Here is a 20,220-nt window from a genome sequence, read left to right as displayed (position 1 = left end):
CGGTGCGCAGCTCGGCTGTTTAGGGCAACAGGTGCAGCGCCTGTGCACCACCGCGGACCGCGTCGACCACCAAGCGGCGATCGAAGCTGGCCAGGCGACCGCCCATCTGCACAGCGAGCGCCAGCAGATAGGTATCGGTGACCTGGCCCGAGGTCAATAGCCGGTCGTGCGCGACGTGCGTTGCGTCGAGCAGGCTCAGTGCATCGGGCCAGAACCGATGCCCCGGATGCGCGCACAGGCCGGCCAGCACCTGCGCGGCCTCGGTGACCGACTCGGCCGGGTTGGAATAGCGCGGGTTGGACATGATCCGCAGCGCACCGTTCTGGGTGATCGGGCACGAGGCCCAGCCTCGTGCGCCTTCCTGCGCGAACCAATCGTGGGCGCGGTCGTGGTGTGCGTGGAGAGGATCGAGCAACGCCAGCAGCACATTGACGTCGAGCAGGTGGACCGGCGCGCCTGGTGGCCAGCCGGGCGCGCGTTCCGCCACCCGGTGACGGGCCCCGGTCACGGGGCCTCGTCGCGCAGCCGGTTCACCAGCTCGAGCGTCGCCCGCTCGGCGCCGGGCCGGGCCGGCAGCAGCGGAATCCCGTTGCGATAACGCGGTGGCGGCGTGGCCGGCGTCAGACCCTTGCGGACCAAGTCGGACACCACCTCACCGAGGCTTCGGCCTTGCGCCTGGGCCAACGCGCGGGCCGCGGCGAGGACATCGTCGTCGAGCGAAAGAGTCGTGCGCATGGGGGCACTCCAGAGGAACTGCATCAAGCATCGCGCATCGCGCATCATTCTGCAAAGCAGGGCGAGGCACCGTCGTGCGCCGATCTCGTATCGTCGGATGCCTGTAGGACGCGGGTGACTACTCCCCCTTCTGCCCGCCGGCACGCGCCTGCGCATATCGGGCCCAGGTCGCTTCGACCGTCTCGCCGGTCAGCGCAGCCCAGGTGTCCGGCGTGTAGGCCCCCGCCCGAAGCGCGGCATCGAGCTTGCGCACCAGACCTGGGTGCGCAGTGTCGGCCCATTTGAGGAATGCACCGCTGACCCGGTAGCCGGTGTCGTACCGGTGGTCGTCGGCGATGGCCTCGGGCAGCGCCCAGCCACTGGCGGCGTTGTCGAGGCCGTAGCGGTCGCGGGCGTAATCGGCGATCCCTTCGGTCAGCCACACCGGCGCGCCGTCGCCGTAGCCGGGATAGGACTGGACGATGTGCATGGCCTCGTGGGTCACCAGATCGACATCGCCGGGGCGCTCGACGAGCCAGGCCGGGTTGATCGTCATCGTCGCCTGCCCCTTGTTGTCGACGAACGCGACGCCGTCGTAGTCCGGGTCGATGATGATGTCGACGGCATTGGCCGCGGCGGGGTTGAAGTCCGCGCGCTGGCGCGCGTAGGTCGAGAAGAACGTTTCGACGATGCGCTCGCGCATGCCGGCATCGAGCGCATCGGTCGCGTCGCGGTAGACGAGCGTCACGCCGTCGCGCTCGATCGTGGTCTCCGTCGCCGCAGCGGTGGCGAGCGGCAGCAGGCACAGCAGCGGCAGCAGACGGGCAGGTCGGGTCATCGGCGGGTCTCCAGCGGGACGGGGGTAAAGGGGGCGAGCAGTTCGAGTTCCGCCAACTGCAGGCGACCGGGCGCCGAGAAGCGCACGCGGTAGGCGTCGAAGTCGCCAGGCGTCTCGATGCGGAACGGACGCGTCTGGCGCGCCCACTCGAAGGTCTGGGCACGACGGGTGTCGATCGTGCGCCACGGGCCGCCGCCACGACGCCCTTCGAGCGTCCAGTCGGCGTCGCGGATCGTGCGCTCGCCGGAGGTCAGCGTGTAGAAGTGCGCGCGGCCGGGCTGCGGCAGCGCGATCTCGACCGCGGTGTCGTCGCCACGCAGCCACAGGCCGCTGGTGGCGTCGTCGTCGATCAGCACACCTGCTTCGTCGCCGGCGACCGTGGCGCGCGCGCCCGCGACCGTGAGGTCGGTGAGCGTCGTCGGCGCCCGGCCCTCGGGGGTCAGCGAGGGCGGCGTGTCTTCCGGTCGGCTGCCCCAGGTCGAGGGTTCGGGCCCCATGCGGAACTCCAGCGTGGCACCGGCCGCGATGACCTCGTGCGGAATCCACGTGCGGTGCCAGGGCCGGCCGTTGACGGTCAGCGATTGCACGTAGACATGGTCCGGCGCGTTGTCGATCGCGCGGATCTCCAGCGTCCGGCCTTCGCCCAGTTGCACGCGGGCGCGTTCGAACAGCGGCGACCCGATCACATACTCGGGTGCGCCCATGCGCAGCGGGTACAGGCCGAGCGAGGCGAACAGATACCAGGCCGACATCTCGCCGTTGTCCTCGTCGCCCGGGTAGCCCTGGCCGATCTCGCTGCCCAGGTACAGCCGCGAAAGCACCTCGCGCACGATGCGCTGGGTCTTCCAGGGCTGCCCGGCATAGAGATACATCCATGGAATGTGGTGCGCGGGCTGGTTGCTGTGCGCGTACATGCCCAGGCGTACGTCGCGCGCCTCGGTCATTTCGTGAATCACGCCGCCGTAGGAACCGACCAGCGTCGGGTCCGCCGTCTCGGGCGTGGCGAAGAACGCGTCGAGCTTCGCTGCCAGGGCCTCGCGGCCGCCGTAGAGCGCGGCCAGGCCGTTGCCGTCGTGCGGCGCGGTGAACGCGAACGTCCAGCCGTTGGACTCGGTGTAGTCGTGGCCCCAGACGCGCGGGTCGTACTGCGCCGACGGCACGCGCCACCCGCCGCCGGCATCGCGGCCCTGGAAGAAGCCGGCCTGCCGGTCGAACAGGTGCGCATAGGCGGCCGCGCGGTAGCGGAAATACTCGGCTTCCTCGTCGTAGCGGCGGGCCTGCGGCGTGTCGGCGTGTTCGGCCAGCGCCTGCGCCATCCCGGCAATGCCGAAGTCGTTGAGCGCCCCCTCCATCGTCCACGACATGCCCTCGGACACGCGGGTATCGGCGTAACCGCGGAAGGTAGCCTCGGCCATGCCCTTGCGGCCGACGTGACGGCTGGGCGGGACCACGGTCGCGTTCTTGAGCGCGGCCTCGTAGGCCAGCACCGGATCGAACCCGGTAACGCCCTTGCGCCAGGCATCGGCGAAGGCGACATCGGTGCTGGTGCCGACCATCAGGTCGGCGTAACCGGGCGACGACCAGCGCGCCAGCCAGCCGCCGGCGCGGTACTGCTCGAGGAAGCCATCGACGAGCGTGCCGGCGTCGTCTGACGCGAACAGCGCGTAGGCCGGCCATGCGGTGCGGAAGGTGTCCCACAGCCCGTTGTTGATCACGATCCGGCCGTCGCGCACCGGCGCGAAGGTACGCCGGGCGTTGCCCTCGGCATTGTCGTCGGCGCTGCTCATCTGGCTGGCATAGCGCCAGTCGGGCTGTGTTGCGTCGCCGGCGTTTTCCGCGCCGCTGTTGGGATACAGGAACAGCCGATACAGATTGGAGTAGAGCGTCGTGCGCTGGTCGTCGCTGGCGCCGTCGACCTCGAAGCGCCCCAGCAGCGCGTCCCATCGTGCCCGGGCGCGCTCCGATACGCTGGCGACGGTGTCGCGCGCGTCCATCTCCAAAGCGAGGTTGTGCCAGGCCTGATCGACCGAGATCAGCGAGGTCGCGACATACATGCGCACGGTGCGCGCGCCGTCGACATCGAACTTGACGTAGCCGGTCGGCCGGCCGGTGTCGAGAGTCCCGCTGGCGCGCCAGGGCGTATCGAAGCGGGCGACCACGAACATGCGCGTCGCGCCGGTGGACAGGCCGCTGCGCACATCGGTGTAGCCGGTCAATGTCCCGGTCGCGGCATCGAGTTGCAGCCCGCCACGCGCATCGACGTTGTCGAAGAGCAGATTCGCATCGCCGTCGCCGGGAAACGCGAACTCGAACACCGCCGCGTGGTCGGTCGGCGCCAGTGCTGCCACGATGCCGTTGTCGAAGCGCACCCGGTACAGGTGCGGCCGCGCGGTCTCGGTCTTGCGGTCGAACGCCAGTGCACGTGCTTGACGGTCCGCTTCGGGTACGCCGCGATCGCTCGAGGGCATGAATTGGAAGGTCTGACGGTCGCCCATCCAAGGACTGGTCTGGTGGCTGAGCGCCAGCGCCTGCAGTCGCGGCCGGTTGGCCGCGTCGTTCTGCTCGTTCCAGCGATAGAGCCAGTTCAGCACCCCCGCATCGGTCACTGGCGTCCAGAAATTGAAGCCGTGCGGCACCGCGGTCGCAGGAAAGTTGTTACCGCGCGAGAACCGGCCGTTGGACTGGGTACCGCGCGTGGTCAGTGCCCAGTCGCTGGGATGCGCCCGCGTCTGGCGCGGCACCTGCGCCAGCGCGATGTCGTCGATCCAGCCGCGCGCGACGGTGCCGCCCGGCGGTTGCACGTCGAGTTCGATCGCGACCACGCGCCGGCCGCGCAATCCGGTCACGTCGCCCAGGCGCACGGCCTTGCGCGCCCACTGCTGCGGGTACAGCGACTTCGATGCGCCCTGTGCACCTGCGCCAACCCCGACCCCGTGCTGATCGCGCGCATCGCTGACCGACAGCCGGCTGCCGTCGTCGAACAGCAGATCTAGCGAGACCCAGGTCGATGCGTCCGTATCGCCGTCGACGATCTCCGGCAGCACCAGCCACGACAGTTCGGTGTCGGGCTCGACGGCGATGTCGACGTCGAACAGCCGCTGACGACCAGGTGCCGTGGCCTCGTAGCGCAATGCCCGCAGACCGCTGTAGCCAGCGCCGACACGCGCGGCGTAGGGCGCCTCGGGGCCATTGCCCACGCGCACGGCGAGTGCGCCAGTCGCCTCCATCGCCGGCTCGGGGTCTCCGGATTCGAACGAACTGGCGAAGCCGGGCGCGTCTTGCGCCTGCGCGGGGAGCACGAAGGCGGCGGCGAGCGCGCACGCCAGCAGCGTGCGCGTCGAGAGGTGTCGGGTCATGCCGGAGAGCTCCGATCGCGTGTGCGGGGACGCGCCGTGCCGGTGGGCTGTCCGGCAGATGTATGCGCGTAGGTCAGCGAACTGTCGCGCTCGACCAGATGCACCGGCGCGATCGTCGTGCGTCGGGGCGCATCGGGCGCGCGTCCGCGCTCGAGCACGATGTCCACCGCCTGGCGCCCGAGCGCGCGCGGGCCGGTGGCCAGTGTCGTCAGCGCCGGCACCTGGGCGCAGGCCTCGGGTGTGTCGTCGAAGCCGGTGATCGCGAAGTCGCGGCCCGGGGCGATGTTGCGCGCCCGCAGGCCCATCATCAGCCCGAAGGCCACGCCGTCGTTGTAGGCCACCACGGCGGTCGGCGCGGGATCGCGCGCGAACAGCGCCGCGGTCGCCAGACTCGCTGCGATCCGCGTGGGTGGGCATTCGACGATCCACTGCGGCTCGAGCGCGATGCCGGCGTCGGTCAGCGCAGCGCGGTAGCCGTCGGCGCGTTGGCGGAACGAACTCGATGTGCGGCTGCCGCCGAAGAACGCGATACGCCGGTGGCCCTGTGCGAGCAGGTGCTCGGTCGCCAGGCGCGCACCGGTCGCGTTGTCGGCGCCCAGATAGTCCCAGTCCCCGTCTGCGACCTCGCGGTTGAACAACAGCAAGGGGGTGTGCAGGCCGACGACGGGCCGCAGATCGTCGGCGCGCGTGCCGTCCGCGGGCGTCAGGATGACGCCGGCCGGACCATGCTCGATCAGTGACGCCAGCACTGCGCGCTGACGCTCGACCGATTCGCCGCTGCTGCCCAGCAACATCACACAGCCCGCGCCGGCCAGCGCTTCGTCCACGCCGGCGGCGAATTCCGCGACGAAGGGGTTCGACAGGTCGTTGACCACCAACGCGACGCTGGTGGAGATCTTCCGGCGCAGGTTTGCGGCGCTGCGGTTGTAGACGTAGCCCTGGCGGCGGATCTCCGCTTCGACCCGTTGCCGGGTCCGGGCTGCGACTACCGGACTGCCGCTGAGCACCAGGGACACAGTCGCAGGCGACACGCCGCAGGCGCGTGCGATGTCCGCCAGGGTCACCCGTCGACGCGTTTCGGATCGGGTCATGACTGGATCGTTTTAAGGATTACGCCGATCCTGCAGAAAATCCGGGCGCTTGGCAAACCGCGCTGCAACATCCCTTGGGAACGATGCCGCTTGGCGCAGCTTGTTTCCAGGCGAAGCGCGACGGTCGCCCATCTCGGGTCGCGACGCCCTTGCCGCAGTGCAGCGTTGACACCGAACTTTGAAACGATTAAATCGATTCGCAGGACGATGCCGAGGGGGCGATGTCGTCCGTCCGAGTGCTCGCTGCCGATGCGTTTCAGCGTCCGGGGCGGGCGAGATGCGAACAACCCGGCACTGCGGTGCCACGACACGCCGGCGCGCACGCCGGGCGTGCCTTACGTCCTGATGGGAGAGATCAGATGCGCAGCAGTCCCTTGTCGATGTTGATCGCCGCGGCACTGGTGTCGGGCAGCGTGTCCGCACAAACGCCTGCACCGTCGCCTGCCGAACCGCCGGAGGCCGCCCGGCCCAGCGGCCAACCTACCGACATCGACGCGATCCGGGTCACCGGTTCGTTGATTCCACGTGCGCAGATCGAAGGGCCGTCGCCGGTCACCACGATCACTGCCGAGCAGATGGAGCAGCAGGGATTCACCAATCTGTTCGACGCGTTGCGCGCGTTGCCGCAGTCCAGCGGGCCGGTCCAGGACGCGCAGAGTACCGGGACCTATACACCCGGTGCCAAGACCGTGAGCCTGTTCGGCCTGTCGCCGAGTTACACGCTCACGCTGATCAACGGTCGGCCCGTCAACAGCTACCCGCTCGGTTACAACGGCAACACCAGCATCGTCGACATCGCCAACATCCCGATGGGCATGGTCGAGCGGGTCGATATCCTGACCGGCGGGCAATCGTCGGTCTACGGCTCGGCGGCGATCGCCGGCGTGGTCAACATCGTGCTCAAGGACCGCATCGAGGGCGTACATGCGCGCTATCGCGTCGGCGGCTACAGCGACGGCGGAGGCGAGAACCACCGGCTGCAGCTCAGTGCCGGCCATGCGTTCGCGGGTTGGGACATCAGCTACGGTCTGCAGTACGAAACGCAGAAGCCGATCTACGCCTTCGAGCGCGATGCCACCGACAGCGCTGCCGACAATCCGACCGGCCCGGTCGATCCGGCGCGCACGTTCCTGCGCCAGGATCTGACCGTCGGTGCAACGGGCTACATCGACCCCGGCGCGGCGACCTGCGCGCCGCTGTCGTATCTCTACGGTGGCAGCACCGAGTACGCGCTGCGCGACATTGCGGGGGGCGGCCGCTACTGCGGCAGCCTGCGCAATGTCGGCACCGCTTCGCTGCTCAGCGAATCGGAGAGCGCCAGCGGCAGCCTGTTCCTGCGCCGTGCGCTCGGCGAGAACGCGGAGTTCTACACCGATGTGTTGCTCAGCTACAGCCGGCCGACGTACACCGGCGGCAGCCCGTCGTGGAACCAGAGCTTCTACAACCAGACCACCGGTCGCTACGAGCAGTGGCAGCGCATCTTCGCGCCTGAGGAAGTGGGCCTGCATGCCAAGGACCAGCGCGTCTACACCCGTAGCTACAACGTCGCGGCCGGCGTGCGCGGCACACTGGGCGATAGCGGTTTCGACTACGACGTGTATCTCAACCGCTCGGGCACCGGCGCCATCCGCAAGGCGACGGACTTCCTCGCCCGCAACGGCGTCGACGACCACTACCTCGGGCCGAAGCTGGGGGTGGACGCCGCCGGGTATCCGATCCATGCCCCCGACGAGGCGGCGCTGTATCGGCCGATCACGCCCGAGCAGTACGACGCCTGGAGCGCTATCAATCGCGCCAAGTCCACCGCCTGGAACCAGGGCGGCACGGCGCTGCTCACCCATGCCGAGCTGTTCACGCTGCCCGCCGGGCCCGTGGGCTTTGCGGCGATCGTGCAGGGCCAGCGCGAGCGCTTCTCCAACCGCTCGCAGTCGGCCGATGCGCGCGATCTGTTCCGTAACGCCGGCGGCGGCACGATCGCCCGTGGCGAGCGCGACCTCTACGCAGCCGGCGTCGAGTTCCAGCTGCCGGTGACCGGCAATTTCGACATCAACCTGTCGGGGCGCTACGACAAGTACGCGCTCGACGGTGGTGGCGGCAACGGCAAGCCGACCTGGAAAGCCGGGCTGGAGTTCCGCCCCTTCGACACCCTGCTGCTGCGCGGCAGCTACGCCACCGCGTTCCGCTCGCCGGACATGTTCTACCTCTACGCGTCGGAGACCAGCGGGTTCACCACCACCACCGACTACTACCGCTGCCGGCAGGCGGGCTACGGCGTTGACGACTATGACGCCTGTCCGCAGGCCGACCAGTCCACCCGGCATCTGGGGCAGGGCAACCGTGACCTGCGCGACATCACCGCGCGCACGTTCACCTACGGCGTGGTGTGGTCGACGCCAGGCAACGCGCTGACGATGTCGCTCGACTACAACGCGATCGAGATCGAGGACGAGGTCGAACTGCTGGGCATCGCCGACATCCTGGAGTTGGAGGCCAACTGCCGGCTGGGTGTGTCGGAGAACGGGCAGACCCGTTACGACATCGACTCGCCGACCTGTCGCGACGTGATCGGCCAGGTCCAGCGACGCCCGGACAGCGATCCCGTCGACCCCAACGGCGTCGCCGAGGTCCGCACCTATCCCATCAACCTGGCGCGCCAGCGCCAGACCGGCGTGCAGGCGGCGGCACGCTACCGCTGGAGTGCCGGCAGCGTCGGTGATTTCGACTTCGATCTGGGCTACTACCGCACGCTCAGCCACGACCGCCAGCCGCAGGCCGACGACCCGGTCGAGGATCTGCTGTGCTGCGCCAACTCCAACGAACTCCAGCACCGCACCACCGCTAGCGTCGCCTGGAATCGCGGCCCGCTGGCCGCGACGCTGTGGGGCGTGCGCAATGCGCGCAGTTGGAACGCGGCCGGTAGCGCCCGCGACATCGGGCCGTGGACGACATTCAACGGTAGCGTCTCCTACCGCTTCGGCGAGCGTTACGGGGTGCTGTTCTCGGTCAACAACATCGCCAACCGCAAGCCGCCACTGGACCGCACCAATGGCAACTGGCCGTTCTACGACCGCGGGCTCTACAACGCCCTGGGGCGTTCGCTGCAGATGGAATGGTCGATGGATCTCTAGCGCGCGATGGCGGCGGCGCGGGGGCCCTACAATGGGCCATGGCCGATATCCTCGAACTCCATCGCGGCACCGCGCCGCTGCTGGTCAGCCTGCCGCACGACGGCACTCGGCTGCCCGACGACCTCGCACAGCGACTCACCCCCGAAGCCCGGACCGTGCCGGACACCGACTGGCACGTGTCCAGGTTGTACGCTTTCGCGCGCGGGCTCGGCGCCTCGATCCTGGTGCCGCGTTACTCGCGCTATGTGATCGACCTCAACCGCCCCGAGGACGACACCTCGCTGTATCCGGGGCAGAACACCACCGGGCTGTGTCCGCAGGTGCGCTTCGACGGCGGGCCGGTCTACCTGGAGGGGGCCGCGCCGGACGCGGCCGAGATCGCGGCGCGGGTCGACCGCTACTGGCGGCCCTACCACGCGGCCTTGCGCGACGAGCTCGCTCGCCTGCGCGCCCGCCACCGGCGCGTGGTGCTGTGGGAGGGCCACTCGATCCGCGGCACCCTGCCGTTCCTGTTCGAGGGGCGCCTGCCCGATCTCAACCTCGGCACCGCTGCCGGCACCAGTTGCAGCCTGGCGCTCGAAGCGCGGATCGCTGGATTGCTCGAGGGCCAGTCGGACTACGAGTGGGTCGCCAACGGCCGCTTCCGCGGCGGCTACATCACCCGGCACTACGCCGCGCCCGACGACGGCATCGAGGCGGTCCAACTGGAGATCAGCCAGCGGTGCTACATGGACGAGGCCAGCTTCGCCTGGGACGCGGCCCGTGCCGCGGCGCTGCAGCCGCTCCTGCAGCGCCTGCTCCAGACTGCGATTGCCCACGCACAGGGGAGCCGGACCGGCTGACGCTTGGCGGAGCCGTGACGCCGGAGGCCCCATGCTGCCCGCCATGAAGCGACCCGATGTCCTGCGCCCCCACCGGCCCATGCTATGGCTGGTCGCGGCGGCGGTGTTCATGCAGATGCTGGACACCACGATCGTCAACACTGCACTGCCGGCCATGGCCGCCAGTCTCGATCAGTCGCCGCTGCGGATGCAGGCGGTGGTGGTGGCCTATGCGCTGACGGTCGCGGTGCTGATCCCGGCCTCGGGCTGGTTGGCCGATCGTTTTGGGACCCGGCGCGTGTTCCTGGCGGCGATCGTCGTCTTCACCTTGGGCTCGCTGGCCTGTGCGCTGTCGCAGACGTTGCACGTGCTGGTCGCCTCGCGCGTGCTGCAGGGCGTGGGCGGCGCCATGCTGCTGCCGATCGGCCGGCTCACGGTGTTGCGCACGGTGCCGCGCACCGAGTTCCTCGCCGCGATGACCTTTGTCACCGTGCCGGGCCTGATCGGGCCGCTGATCGGGCCGTCGCTCGGTGGCTGGCTGGTCGAGGTCGCGAGCTGGCACTGGATCTTCCTGATCAACCTGCCGCTGGGCGTGGCCGGCGCGCTGGCCGCGCTCCGGCTGATGCCCGACCTGCGCGCATCGGTGTCACGCTTCGATCTGCTCGGTTACGGCCTGCTGGCCTTCGGCATGGCGGCGGTGTCGCTGTCGGTCGACGCGCTGTCGGGGCACACCGCCCGTGGCGCGGCGCTGGTGGTGGTGCTGGTCGCCGGCCTCGGTGCGCTGGTCGCTTATTGGCTGCACGCCGCGCGCACGCCGGCGCCGCTGTTCCCGCTGTCGCTGTTCCGGGTGCGGGCCTTCAGCGTTGGCGTGCTCGGCAATCTGTTCGCGCGGCTGGGCAGCGGCGGCATGCCGTATCTGATCCCGTTGCTGCTGCAGGTCGGCCTGGGCGTGCCACCGGCGCGTGCGGGCATGATGATGATCCCGGTCGTGGTCGCGGGCATGTTCTCCAAGCGCATTGTGGTGCCGCTGGTGCAGCGCTTCGGCTACCGCCGGGTGCTGGTGGTCAACACCGTGCTGACCGGGCTGGCGATGGCGAGCTTCGCGCTGGTGCAGCCGGGCCAGCCGCTGTGGCTGCAGATCGTCCAGTTCGCGTGCTTTGGCGCGGTCAACTCGCTGCAGTTCACCGCGATGAACACCTTGACGCTGCGCGACCTTGACGGCGAGCACGCCAGCGCTGGCAACAGCCTGCTGTCGATGGTGATGATGCTGGCGATGAGCCTGGGGGTCGCGACCGCCGGCGGCCTGCTGGCCGCCTTCGGCGAGTCGGGCGGCGGCGAGCCGGTCATCGCCGCATTCCGCTGGACGTTCGTTTGCGTCGGCGCGCTGACCCTGGTCTCGGCCGGGATCTTCGCCCAGCTCGGCCGCACACGGCGCATTCCCGAGCAGGCTGTCGGCCAGGCCGATCAGGGCTGAGGCCGCCCCCGCGGGTCAACCCGTGAGCCAGGCCGGCAGGTGCATCGCCAGCGGCACCGTGACCACAGCCAGCAGAGTCTGCAACGTGATCAGCGCGGCCATCAGCGGCGCATCGCCGCCCATCTGGCGCGCCATGATGTAGGCGTTGGACGCCGTCGGCAGCGCGGCATAGAAGCAACTGGCGGCCGTTACCCCCTCGCTGGCGCCGAGCAACCGGCAGGCGAGCACTGCGACCAGCGGCAGCGCCAGCAGTTTGAGTGCCGAGGTCGTGGCCATCGCCGCCGGGCGGGAGGCCGACCATTCGAACACCAGGCCGCCGCCGACGCAGACCAGGCCGAGCGCGAGCGCCGCGCCGCCCAGAATCTCCAGGCCATGGGTGAGCGCGGCCGGCAGTGGCAGCCCGGAGAGATTGACCGCTGCGCCGACGGCGGTCGCAATGATGATCGGATTGCCGGCCAAGGCGCGCGCGACCCGCCCTGGACTTGCCGGCCGTTCGCTCCAACGGGTCAGCGCCACCACCGCGATCACGTTGACCGCCGGCAGGCAGATCGCCAGCGCCAGCATCACCAGCGCGGCAGTATCGCGCTCGAACACGACCGCGGCGACCGACAGACCGAAGTAGGTGCTCGGCCGGGTCGCGCCTTGGATCACCGAGGACCGGCTGGCATCGGGCAGGCCACGGGCCAGCCGCAGCGCCAGCGCGACGGCGGCGGCGAACAGCAACGTCGGCAGCAGCGTGGCCGCGGCCAGGTCGCGCAACTGCACCGCCGAGACCACCAATTGCGCGGTATTGACGAACAACAGCGCTGGAAATGCGACATAGAACGTGAACCACTCGATCGCCGGGAAGAAGCCCTCGGGCGTGCGCGGCGAACGCCGCAACCACACGCCGAGCAGCACCACGAGCACAACCGGGATGGTATGGGCGATCACTGGGACCACCGCGGCGTGGCGACCGGCCTAGGCATGCAGCAGTTCTGTCGAGTCGCCGTCAGACTTCCAGTGTTGCCAGATCGCCCTTGGTCTCCAACCACGCCTTCCGATCTCCGGCCCGCTTCTTCGCCAACAACATATCGATCAGCGAGCGCGTTTCCAGGTCGTCGTCCACGGTCAACTGCACCAGGCGCCGGGTATCGGGATGGATCGCCGATTCGCGCAACTGCGAGGGATTCATTTCGCCCAGGCCCTTGAAGCGGGTGACGTTGACCTGGCCCTTGAGCTTCTCGCGCGCGATCTTCTCCAGCAGCAGGCGCTTCTCTTCCTCGTCGAGCGCATAGAACACCTGCTTGCCGACGTCGACGCGGAACAGCGGCGGCATCGCGACGAATACATGGCCGGCCGCGACCAGCGCCGGGAAATGCCGCAGGAACAGCGCACTGAGCAGCGTGGCGATGTGCAGGCCATCGGAGTCGGCGTCGGCCAGGATCACGACCTTGCCGTAGCGCAGCCCGGCGATGTCGTCCTTGCCCGGGTCGCAGCCGATCGCGACCGCGAGGTTGTGCACTTCCTCCGAGCCGAGCACGGTGGTGCTGGCCACCTCCCAGGTATTGAGGATCTTGCCGCGCAGCGGCAGGATCGCCTGGAAATCCTTGTCGCGCGCCTGCTTGGCGCTGCCACCCGCCGAGTCACCCTCGACGAGGAACAGTTCGGTGCGCGAGAGGTCCTGGCTGATGCAGTCGGCCAGCTTGCCGGGCAGGGCAGGGCCCTGGGTGACCTTCTTGCGGACGATCTGCTTCTCGGTCTTCAGCCGCGCGCTCGCGCGCTCGATCGCCAACTGCGCGATCCGCTCGCCCAGGTCGACATGCTGGTTGAGCCACAGCGAGAACGCATCATGCGCGGCCCCCTCAATGAAGCCGGCCGCCTGCCGAGAAGAGAGGCGTTCCTTGGTCTGGCCGCTGAACTGCGGGTCGGTCATCTTCAGCGACAGCACGAACGCGACACGGTCCCAGACATCCTCGGGCGCGAGCTTGACCCCGCGCGGCAACAGGCTGCGGAAATCGCAGAACTCGCGCAGCGCGTCGGTGAAGCCGGTGCGCAGGCCGTTGACGTGGGTGCCGTGCTGCGCGGTCGGGATCAGGTTGACGTAGCTTTCCTGGACCAGCTCGCCCTCGGGCAGCCACGCGACCGCCCAGTCGACGGTCTCGGTCTCGCGGCCCAGTCCGCCAACGAACAGGTCGGGCGGCAGCAGCTCGCGCCCTTCGAGCGCGCCGCGCAGGTAATCGCGCAGGCCGTCCTCGTAGTACCACTCGTCGCGCTCGCCGCTGACCTCGTCGTGCAAGGTGACGCGCAGGCCAGGGCAGAGCACCGCCTTGGCGCGCAGCAGATGGCGCAGCGCCCGCACGCTGAACTTGGGCGAGTCGAAGTACTTCGGATCGGGCCAGAAGCGCACGCGCGTGCCGGTGTTCTTGCGGCCGACGCTGCCGACCACTTCCAGCGGCGTGGCGCGGTCGCCGTCGCGGAAGGTGATGCGATGCTCGCTGCCTTCGCGCTTGATGTGCACCTCGACCAGGGTCGAGAGCGCATTGACCACACTGACGCCGACGCCGTGCAGGCCGCCGCTGAAGGTGTAGTTGCGGTTGTTGAACTTGCCGCCCGCGTGCAGCCGCGTGAGGATCAGTTCCACGCCCGGGATCTTCTCCTCAGGATGGATGTCCACCGGCATGCCACGGCCGTCGTCGGCGACCTCGCAGCTGCCGTCGGCGTAGAGCCGCACTTCGATGCCGCGTGCATGCCCGGCCAGCGCCTCGTCGACCGCGTTGTCGATGACCTCCTGCGCCAGATGGTTCGGGCGCGCGGTGTCGGTGTACATGCCCGGGCGGCGTTTGACCGGGTCCAGGCCCGAGAGCACTTCGATGTCGGCGGCGTTGTAGCGGTTGTTCATGCGGTGAGGCTGCGGGGAGGTCGGCGCATGGTAAAGGAATTGCCCAGGCGTCGATTCGGACTGCGAAAGACACACAAGTGCGCCATGACGCGATGTAATCGTTTTCGCATCCGTTAAGCCGGTGTGCAGCCGATGTAAGCGGCCGGTTGTTCAGTTTGAGGCCGGTTGCGCGTGGCTAGGTTGGACCCCGTCGCCGCTTCCAACCGGCACACCGCGCCCCCAGGGCGCACCCATCATCGAGGTATCGCAACCGGGACCTATCCCGCATTGGAGAACCACCTATGAAGACCCGCACTCTGCTGTTCGCTGTCGCCGCTGCCACCGCCTTCGCCGCCCCTGCCTTCGCGCAGGATGCCCAGGACGTCCAACAGCAGGTCCGCCAGGCAGAGGTCGCGGCGCAGCAGGCCGAACAGGACGCGCAGACCGCCGAGGCCGCCGCCCAGGCCGCCGAGAGCGCAGCGTCGGAGACCTATGCGGCCGACGCCGTCAACGAGGCCCAGGATGCGCAGGCCGAGGCCGAAGCTGCCGCCGCCGACGCCCAGACCGAGCGCACCACCGATCAGGACAACGATCCGGCCTGATGCGCGCGGGCCCACGCCCGCCTCCCACGACGCGAACGCCCCGGTCTGCCGGGGCGTTCGTCCATCCGGGTGCCGATGCCCAGCGCGATCGCGCCGCAGCCTGTAGAATGGGGCTTTCCAGCGACCGCTGTTCTCATGACGCTCCCCACCAGCTCCATCACTCCGCTCGTGTTCGTGACCGGCGGCGTGGTCTCTTCCCTCGGGAAGGGCATCGCCGCAGCGTCCCTGGCCGCCATCCTTGAAGCCCGCGGCCTGCGGGTGACGATGATGAAGCTTGATCCCTACATCAACGTCGATCCGGGCACGATGAGCCCGTTCCAGCACGGCGAGGTCTACGTGACCGACGACGGCGCCGAAACCGACCTGGACCTGGGCCACTACGAGCGTTTCATCAACGTCCGCCTCTCGGGCAAGAACTCGATCACCACCGGCAAGATCTACGAGAGCGTGATCCGCAAGGAGCGCCGCGGCGACTACCTGGGCGCGACGGTGCAGGTGATCCCGCACATCACCGATGCGATCAAGCGCGCGATCGATCAGGCCACCCAGGGCTTCGACGTGGCGCTGGTGGAGATCGGCGGCACCGTCGGCGACATCGAGTCGCTGCCGTTCCTGGAGGCGATCCGCCAGATCCGCACCGACCGCGGCAGTGAGAAAGCGGTGTTCATGCACCTGACGCTGGTGCCGTACATCGCCGCGGCCGGCGAGCTGAAGACCAAGCCCACCCAGCATTCGGTCAAGGAACTGCGTTCGATCGGTATCCAGCCCGACGTGCTGCTATGCCGCAGCGAGCAGCCGCTGCCCGACGGCGAGCGGCGCAAGATCGCCTCGTTCACCAACGTCTCCGAGAAGGCGGTGATCTCGGCGGTCGACCTGGACAACATCCACAAGATCCCGATGTGGCTGCATGCCCAGGGCCTGGACCAGTTGATCGTCCAGCGTCTGGGCCTGGATGCCAAGGCCGCGCCGACGGCCGATCTGTCGGAGTGGCTGGACGTCGTCGACGCGGTCGAGCGTCCGCTCGACGAGGTCACGATCGCGGTCGTCGGCAAGTACGTCGACCACAAGGACGCCTACAAGTCGGTTGGCGAGGCGCTCAAGCATGGCGGCATCCGCCAGCGCACGCGCGTGAGCCTGAAGTGGATCGAGTCGCAGGACATCGAGCGCGACGGCGCGGCCGCGTGGCTGGCCGATGTCGACGGCGTGCTCGTGCCCGGCGGCTTTGGCGACCGCGGCTTCGAGGGCAAGGTGCTGGCGTCCGAATGCGCACGCACCACCGGCCTGCCGTACTTCGGCATCTGCTACGGCATGCAGGCGGCGGTGGTCGACGTGGCCCGCAATCTCGCCGGGCTCGAAGGCGCCAACAGCACTGAGAACGACCGCCAGTCGCCGCATCCGGTGATTGGCCTGATCACCGAGTGGCGCACCCAGTCTGGCGAGCTCGAGCGGCGCAGCGAGACCAGCGACCTGGGCGGCACGATGCGCCTGGGCCTGCAGGAGCAGCGGCTCAAGCCCGGTACCCGCGCCCGCGCGCTGTACGGCAAGGACGTGGTCGGCGAACGCCACCGGCACCGCTACGAGTTCAACAATCGCTACCGCACCCAGCTTGAGGACGCGGGCCTGGTGATCTCGGCCAAGTCGATGGACGACCTGCTGGTCGAGATGATCGAGCTGCCCGACCACCCGTGGTTCATCGCCTGCCAGGCGCACCCTGAGTTCCTGTCCACGCCGCGCACCGGCCACCCGCTGTTCGTCGGCTTCATCCGCGCCGCGCGCGAGAAGAAGGCAGGCGGCAAGTTGCTCAAGGAAGCGCAGGCGTGAGTCGATCGGCCTTGTTCGCAGTGGTGCTTCCCGCTGCACTGCCTGTCGGTTGCGCGGATGACCAAGTTTCAGAACCGGGTGCTACGTAGTGATGGCCCCCCCGTTGTTGACTGGCGCGCATTGCCCCTTTCGTGAAATCGCATCGATCTCGACGGGCGATTGCTGGCGGTTGGAGGAAAACTGATGAAACTGTGTGGCTTCGACGTCGGTCTCGACCGGCCGTTTTTCCTGATTGCCGGGCCCTGCGTGATTGAGAGCGAGCAGTTGCAGCTCGACGTCGCCGGCCAGCTCAAGGAGATCACCGGCGCGCTGGGCATCCCCTTCATCTTCAAGTCCAGCTTCGACAAGGCCAACCGCACCTCCGGCACCAGCTTCCGCGGCCCGGGCATGGAAGAGGGGCTGCGGGTGCTGGCCGAGGTCAAGCGGCAGATCGGCGTGCCGGTGCTCACCGATGTTCACGAGTACACGCCGATGGACGAGGTCGCCAGCGTCGTCGACGTGCTGCAGACGCCGGCCTTCCTGGTGCGCCAGACCGATTTCATCAAGAAGGTCTGCAGCGCCGGCAAGCCCGTCAACATCAAGAAGGGGCAGTTTCTCTCGCCATGGGACATGAAGCCGGTCGTCGAGAAGGCGAAGTCCACCGGCAACGACGCGATCATGGTCTGCGAGCGCGGTGCAAGCTTCGGCTACAACAACCTGGTCTCGGACATGCGCTCGCTCGCCGTGATGCGCGACACCGGCTGCCCGGTCGTGTTCGACGCGACCCATTCGGTGCAGTTGCCCGGCGGGCAGGGCACGTCCAGCGGCGGCCAGCGCGAGTTCGTGCCGGTGCTCGCGCGGGCGGCGGTCGCGGTTGGCGTCGCGGGGGTGTTCATGGAGACCCACCCGCGTCCGGCCGAGGCACTCAGCGACGGCCCCAATGCCTGGCCGCTGGACCGGATGCGCGCGCTGCTGGAGACCATGCTCGAGCTCGACGCGATCACCAAGCGCCACGGCCTGCTCGAAACCGAACTCTGAGCCGCCTGGCACGGGCGGGGGCGCGGTCGGACGGATCCAACGGTCCTGCGCACCGATTCGCGCCATCGGCGGACATCTGCGGCCACAATGCGTTTCCCCTGAATTCTCCGTCCAACACGACACTGCGAGCCCATGACCACAATCGCCAAGATCCACGCCCGTGAAATCCTCGATTCGCGCGGCAACCCGACCCTGGAAGCGGAAGTCACCCTGGCCGATGGCAGCTTCGGCCGCGCGATGGTGCCCTCGGGCGCGTCGACCGGCGCCCGCGAGGCCGTGGAACTGCGCGATGGCGACCGCACCCGCTACCTGGGCAAGGGCGTGACCAAGGCGGTAGCCAACGTCAACGGCGCGATCGCCGAGGCGCTGGCCGGCTTCGACGCGACCGACCAGGCCGGGCTGGACAAACGGCTGATCGACCTCGACGGCACCGAGAACAAGGGCCGGCTGGGCGCGAACGCGCTGCTGGGCGTGTCGCTGGCGAACGCACACGCGCTCGCCGCCTCGAAGAAGGTGCCGCTGTGGAAGCACTTGGCTGGCGACCGCACGCCGGTGCTGCCGGTGCCGATGATGAACATCATCAACGGCGGCGCGCACGCCGACAACAACGTCGACTTCCAGGAATTCATGGTCCTGCCGGTCGGTTTTTCGAGCTTCTCCGAGTCGCTGCGCGCCGGCGCCGAGATCTTCCACGCGCTCAAGTCGGTGCTCAAGGGCCACGGCCTGAGCACGGCGGTAGGCGACGAGGGCGGCTTCGCGCCGGACTTCCGCAGCAACGTCGAGGCGCTTGACACCATCCTCGAGGCGATCGGCAAGGCTGGCTACGCCGCGGGCGAGGACGTGCTGCTGGGCCTGGACGTGGCCTCGAGCGAGTTCCACGACAACGGCAAGTACCACCTGGTGGGCGAGGGCAAGCGTCTGAGCGGCGAGCAGTTCGTCGATTTCCTCGCCGACTGGGCCGCGCAGTACCCGATCGTCACGATCGAGGACGGCATGGCCGAGGACGACTGGGCCGGCTGGAAGCTGCTGACCGAGCGCATCGGCCAGAAGGTGCAGTTGGTCGGCGACGATCTGTTCGTGACCAACCCGCGCATCTTCAAGGAAGGCATCGACTCGCAGACCGCGAACGCCATCCTGATCAAGGTCAACCAGATCGGCACGCTGAGCGAAACCCTCGAGGCGATCGCGATGGCCGACGCGGCCGGTTACGCGGCGATCGTCTCGCATCGCTCCGGCGAGACCGAGGACACGACGATCGCCGACATTGCAGTCGCCACCACCGCCACGCAGATCAAGACCGGCTCGCTGTGCCGCAGCGACCGTGTCGCCAAGTACAACCAGCTGCTGCGGATCGAGGAGGCGCTGGGCGGGCAGGCCCGTTACGCCGGCCGCGACGCGTTCGTCTCGCTCAAGCGCTGATCCCGGGCCACCGCCATGCGCGCGATCCTCGTCGTCATGCTGATGCTAACCGTTCTGCTGGGCTGGTTGCAGTACCGGCTGTGGTATGGCGTCGGCGGGACGACGCAGGTCGAGGAGTTGCGTGCGCGGGTCGAGGCGCAGGCCCGCCAGAACGAGGGCTTGCAGCAGCGCAACGACGCGCTGGCCGCCGAGGTTGCCGACCTGAAGTCCGGCGAAGCCGCGATCGAGGAGCGCGCGCGCGGCGAGCTGGGCATGATCAAGCCCGGCGAGACCTTCTACCGGGTGGTCGATGATGCGCGGGTGGCGCCGTTGCCGGCCGAGCACACGGCCGGCCAGGGCCAGGACGGCGGAGACGGCCGGTGATCGCCGAGCCCGCGCGCGGCGGGCTGTGGGCCATCGTGCCCGCCGCAGGTCGTGGCACGCGCTTCGGTGGCGAGGTGCCCAAGCAATACCTGGAGGTCGGAGGGCGCAGCGTGCTGGCGCATACGCTGGCGTGCCTGGCCGGCCACCCGGGCGTGGCCGGCATCGTGCTGGTGCTGGCCGCCAGCGACGCCGTGGACCTCGACGAGCTGCGGGCCGGGCTGGGCGACACACCGCTGCTGCGCGCCGACGGCGGCGACAACCGTGCCGATTCGGTGCTCGCCGGGCTGCACGCGCTGCCCGAGACCGTACGCGCGGACGACTTCGTGCTCGTCCATGACGCTGCGCGGCCCAATCTCGCCGCCGCCGATCTCGACGCCTTGCTCGAGCGCGGGCGCACCGATCCGGTCGGGGCGATCCTCGCCGCGCCGGTGCGCGACACCCTCAAACGGGCCGGCGACGATGGCGGCATCGACGGCACCGAGCCGCGTGAGCGGCTGTGGCGCGCGTTGACCCCGCAGTTGTTCCGCCGTCTGCAGCTGGGGCGTGCGCTCGAAGCCGCGCATGCCGCCGGTATCACTGTGACCGACGAGGCGATGGCGATGGAGCGGCAGGGGGCCCGCCCGCTGTTGGTCGAGGGCCGCGACGACAACTTCAAGATCACCACCCCGGCCGATCTGGCGCGCTTCGCGTTCGAGCTCTCGCAGCGCAGCTGACGC

At 69.1% G+C, this 20,220-nt stretch carries 16 protein-coding genes; 9 read left to right on the top strand and 7 right to left on the bottom strand.

Annotated elements, in window-relative coordinates; translation table 11 throughout:
- Window positions 1-19: 19 nt before the first annotated feature.
- The 5 genes from MNO14_RS11295 to MNO14_RS11275 all read right to left on the bottom strand — a co-directional run bounded on the left by MNO14_RS11295 (window position 20) and on the right by MNO14_RS11275 (window position 5,999).
- Window positions 20-508: a TA system VapC family ribonuclease toxin gene (locus MNO14_RS11295; RefSeq protein ID WP_241943837.1), complete on the bottom strand. Its 489-nt coding sequence runs from the start codon at window positions 506-508 to the stop codon at window positions 20-22.
- On the bottom strand, window positions 505-735 hold the full coding sequence (locus MNO14_RS11290; protein WP_241943836.1) for a hypothetical protein: 231 nt from the start codon (window positions 733-735) through the stop codon (window positions 505-507). The genes MNO14_RS11295 and MNO14_RS11290 overlap by 4 nt, the downstream gene beginning before the upstream one ends.
- Before the next feature lie 118 nt (window positions 736-853).
- Entirely contained in the window at window positions 854-1,552 is a 699-nt protein-coding gene (locus MNO14_RS11285) for a basic secretory family protein (RefSeq protein ID WP_241943835.1), read from the bottom strand.
- Window positions 1,549-4,908: a GH92 family glycosyl hydrolase gene (locus tag MNO14_RS11280; RefSeq protein ID WP_241943834.1), complete on the bottom strand. Its 3,360-nt coding sequence runs from the start codon at window positions 4,906-4,908 to the stop codon at window positions 1,549-1,551. The genes MNO14_RS11285 and MNO14_RS11280 overlap by 4 nt, the downstream gene beginning before the upstream one ends.
- Window positions 4,905-5,999 carry a LacI family DNA-binding transcriptional regulator gene (locus MNO14_RS11275; RefSeq protein WP_241943833.1) on the bottom strand — a complete coding sequence of 365 codons (1,095 nt, stop codon included), beginning with the start codon at window positions 5,997-5,999 and terminating at the stop codon, window positions 4,905-4,907. The genes MNO14_RS11280 and MNO14_RS11275 overlap by 4 nt, the downstream gene beginning before the upstream one ends.
- Before the next feature lie 359 nt (window positions 6,000-6,358).
- Here MNO14_RS11275 and MNO14_RS11270 point away from each other — a divergent pair, with 359 nt between their 5' ends.
- Genes MNO14_RS11270 through mdtD form a run of 3 tightly spaced genes read left to right on the top strand, consistent with a single transcriptional unit; the run spans window position 6,359 to window position 11,422 of the window.
- Window positions 6,359-9,127: a TonB-dependent receptor gene (locus MNO14_RS11270; protein ID WP_241943832.1), complete on the top strand. Its 2,769-nt coding sequence runs from the start codon at window positions 6,359-6,361 to the stop codon at window positions 9,125-9,127.
- 38 nt (window positions 9,128-9,165) lie between these two features.
- On the top strand, window positions 9,166-9,969 hold the full coding sequence (gene hutG / locus MNO14_RS11265; RefSeq protein WP_241943831.1) for an N-formylglutamate deformylase: 804 nt from the start codon (window positions 9,166-9,168) through the stop codon (window positions 9,967-9,969).
- 43 nt (window positions 9,970-10,012) lie between these two features.
- Window positions 10,013-11,422, top strand: a complete 1,410-nt coding sequence (mdtD, locus tag MNO14_RS11260; protein WP_241943830.1) for a multidrug transporter subunit MdtD — start codon at window positions 10,013-10,015, stop codon at window positions 11,420-11,422.
- 15 nt (window positions 11,423-11,437) lie between these two features.
- Here mdtD and MNO14_RS11255 read toward each other — a convergent pair whose 3' ends face one another.
- Both MNO14_RS11255 and parE read right to left on the bottom strand, forming a co-directional pair.
- Window positions 11,438-12,355 (bottom strand): AEC family transporter, encoded by a 918-nt coding sequence (locus tag MNO14_RS11255; RefSeq protein ID WP_241943829.1) that lies wholly within the window; start codon window positions 12,353-12,355, stop codon window positions 11,438-11,440.
- A 58-nt stretch (window positions 12,356-12,413) separates the two neighbouring features.
- The gene (gene parE, locus MNO14_RS11250) at window positions 12,414-14,303 is read right to left on the bottom strand and encodes a DNA topoisomerase IV subunit B (protein ID WP_241943828.1); all 1,890 of its coding nucleotides are present in this window, start codon (window positions 14,301-14,303) and stop codon (window positions 12,414-12,416) included.
- Window positions 14,304-14,584: 281 nt separating this feature from the next.
- Between parE and MNO14_RS11245 the strand changes: the two genes are divergently transcribed.
- The 6 genes from MNO14_RS11245 (at window position 14,585) to ispD (ending at window position 20,217) form a co-directional block, all read left to right on the top strand.
- Window positions 14,585-14,884, top strand: a complete 300-nt coding sequence (locus MNO14_RS11245) for a hypothetical protein (protein ID WP_241943827.1) — start codon at window positions 14,585-14,587, stop codon at window positions 14,882-14,884.
- Window positions 14,885-15,040: 156 nt separating this feature from the next.
- Window positions 15,041-16,705 (top strand): CTP synthase, encoded by a 1,665-nt coding sequence (locus MNO14_RS11240; protein ID WP_241946326.1) that lies wholly within the window; start codon window positions 15,041-15,043, stop codon window positions 16,703-16,705.
- A 183-nt stretch (window positions 16,706-16,888) separates the two neighbouring features.
- The gene (gene kdsA, locus MNO14_RS11235) at window positions 16,889-17,722 is read left to right on the top strand and encodes a 3-deoxy-8-phosphooctulonate synthase (protein ID WP_241943826.1); all 834 of its coding nucleotides are present in this window, start codon (window positions 16,889-16,891) and stop codon (window positions 17,720-17,722) included.
- A 132-nt stretch (window positions 17,723-17,854) separates the two neighbouring features.
- Complete coding sequence (eno, locus tag MNO14_RS11230; RefSeq protein ID WP_241943825.1) at window positions 17,855-19,141, top strand: phosphopyruvate hydratase; 1,287 nt, start codon at window positions 17,855-17,857, stop codon at window positions 19,139-19,141.
- Window positions 19,142-19,156: 15 nt separating this feature from the next.
- Window positions 19,157-19,504: a cell division protein FtsB gene (gene ftsB / locus MNO14_RS11225; RefSeq protein ID WP_241943824.1), complete on the top strand. Its 348-nt coding sequence runs from the start codon at window positions 19,157-19,159 to the stop codon at window positions 19,502-19,504.
- A complete protein-coding gene (gene ispD, locus MNO14_RS11220; protein ID WP_241946325.1) occupies window positions 19,504-20,217 on the top strand; it encodes a 2-C-methyl-D-erythritol 4-phosphate cytidylyltransferase in 714 nt (237 codons plus the stop codon). Before ftsB ends, ispD begins: the two co-directional genes overlap by 1 nt.
- The last annotated feature ends 3 nt before the right edge of the window (window positions 20,218-20,220 follow it).

It is taken from the genome of Luteimonas sp. S4-F44 (assembly GCF_022637415.1).
Taxonomy (GTDB): domain Bacteria; phylum Pseudomonadota; class Gammaproteobacteria; order Xanthomonadales; family Xanthomonadaceae; genus Luteimonas.
This window is presented reverse-complemented; position numbering and strand designations above follow the sequence as displayed.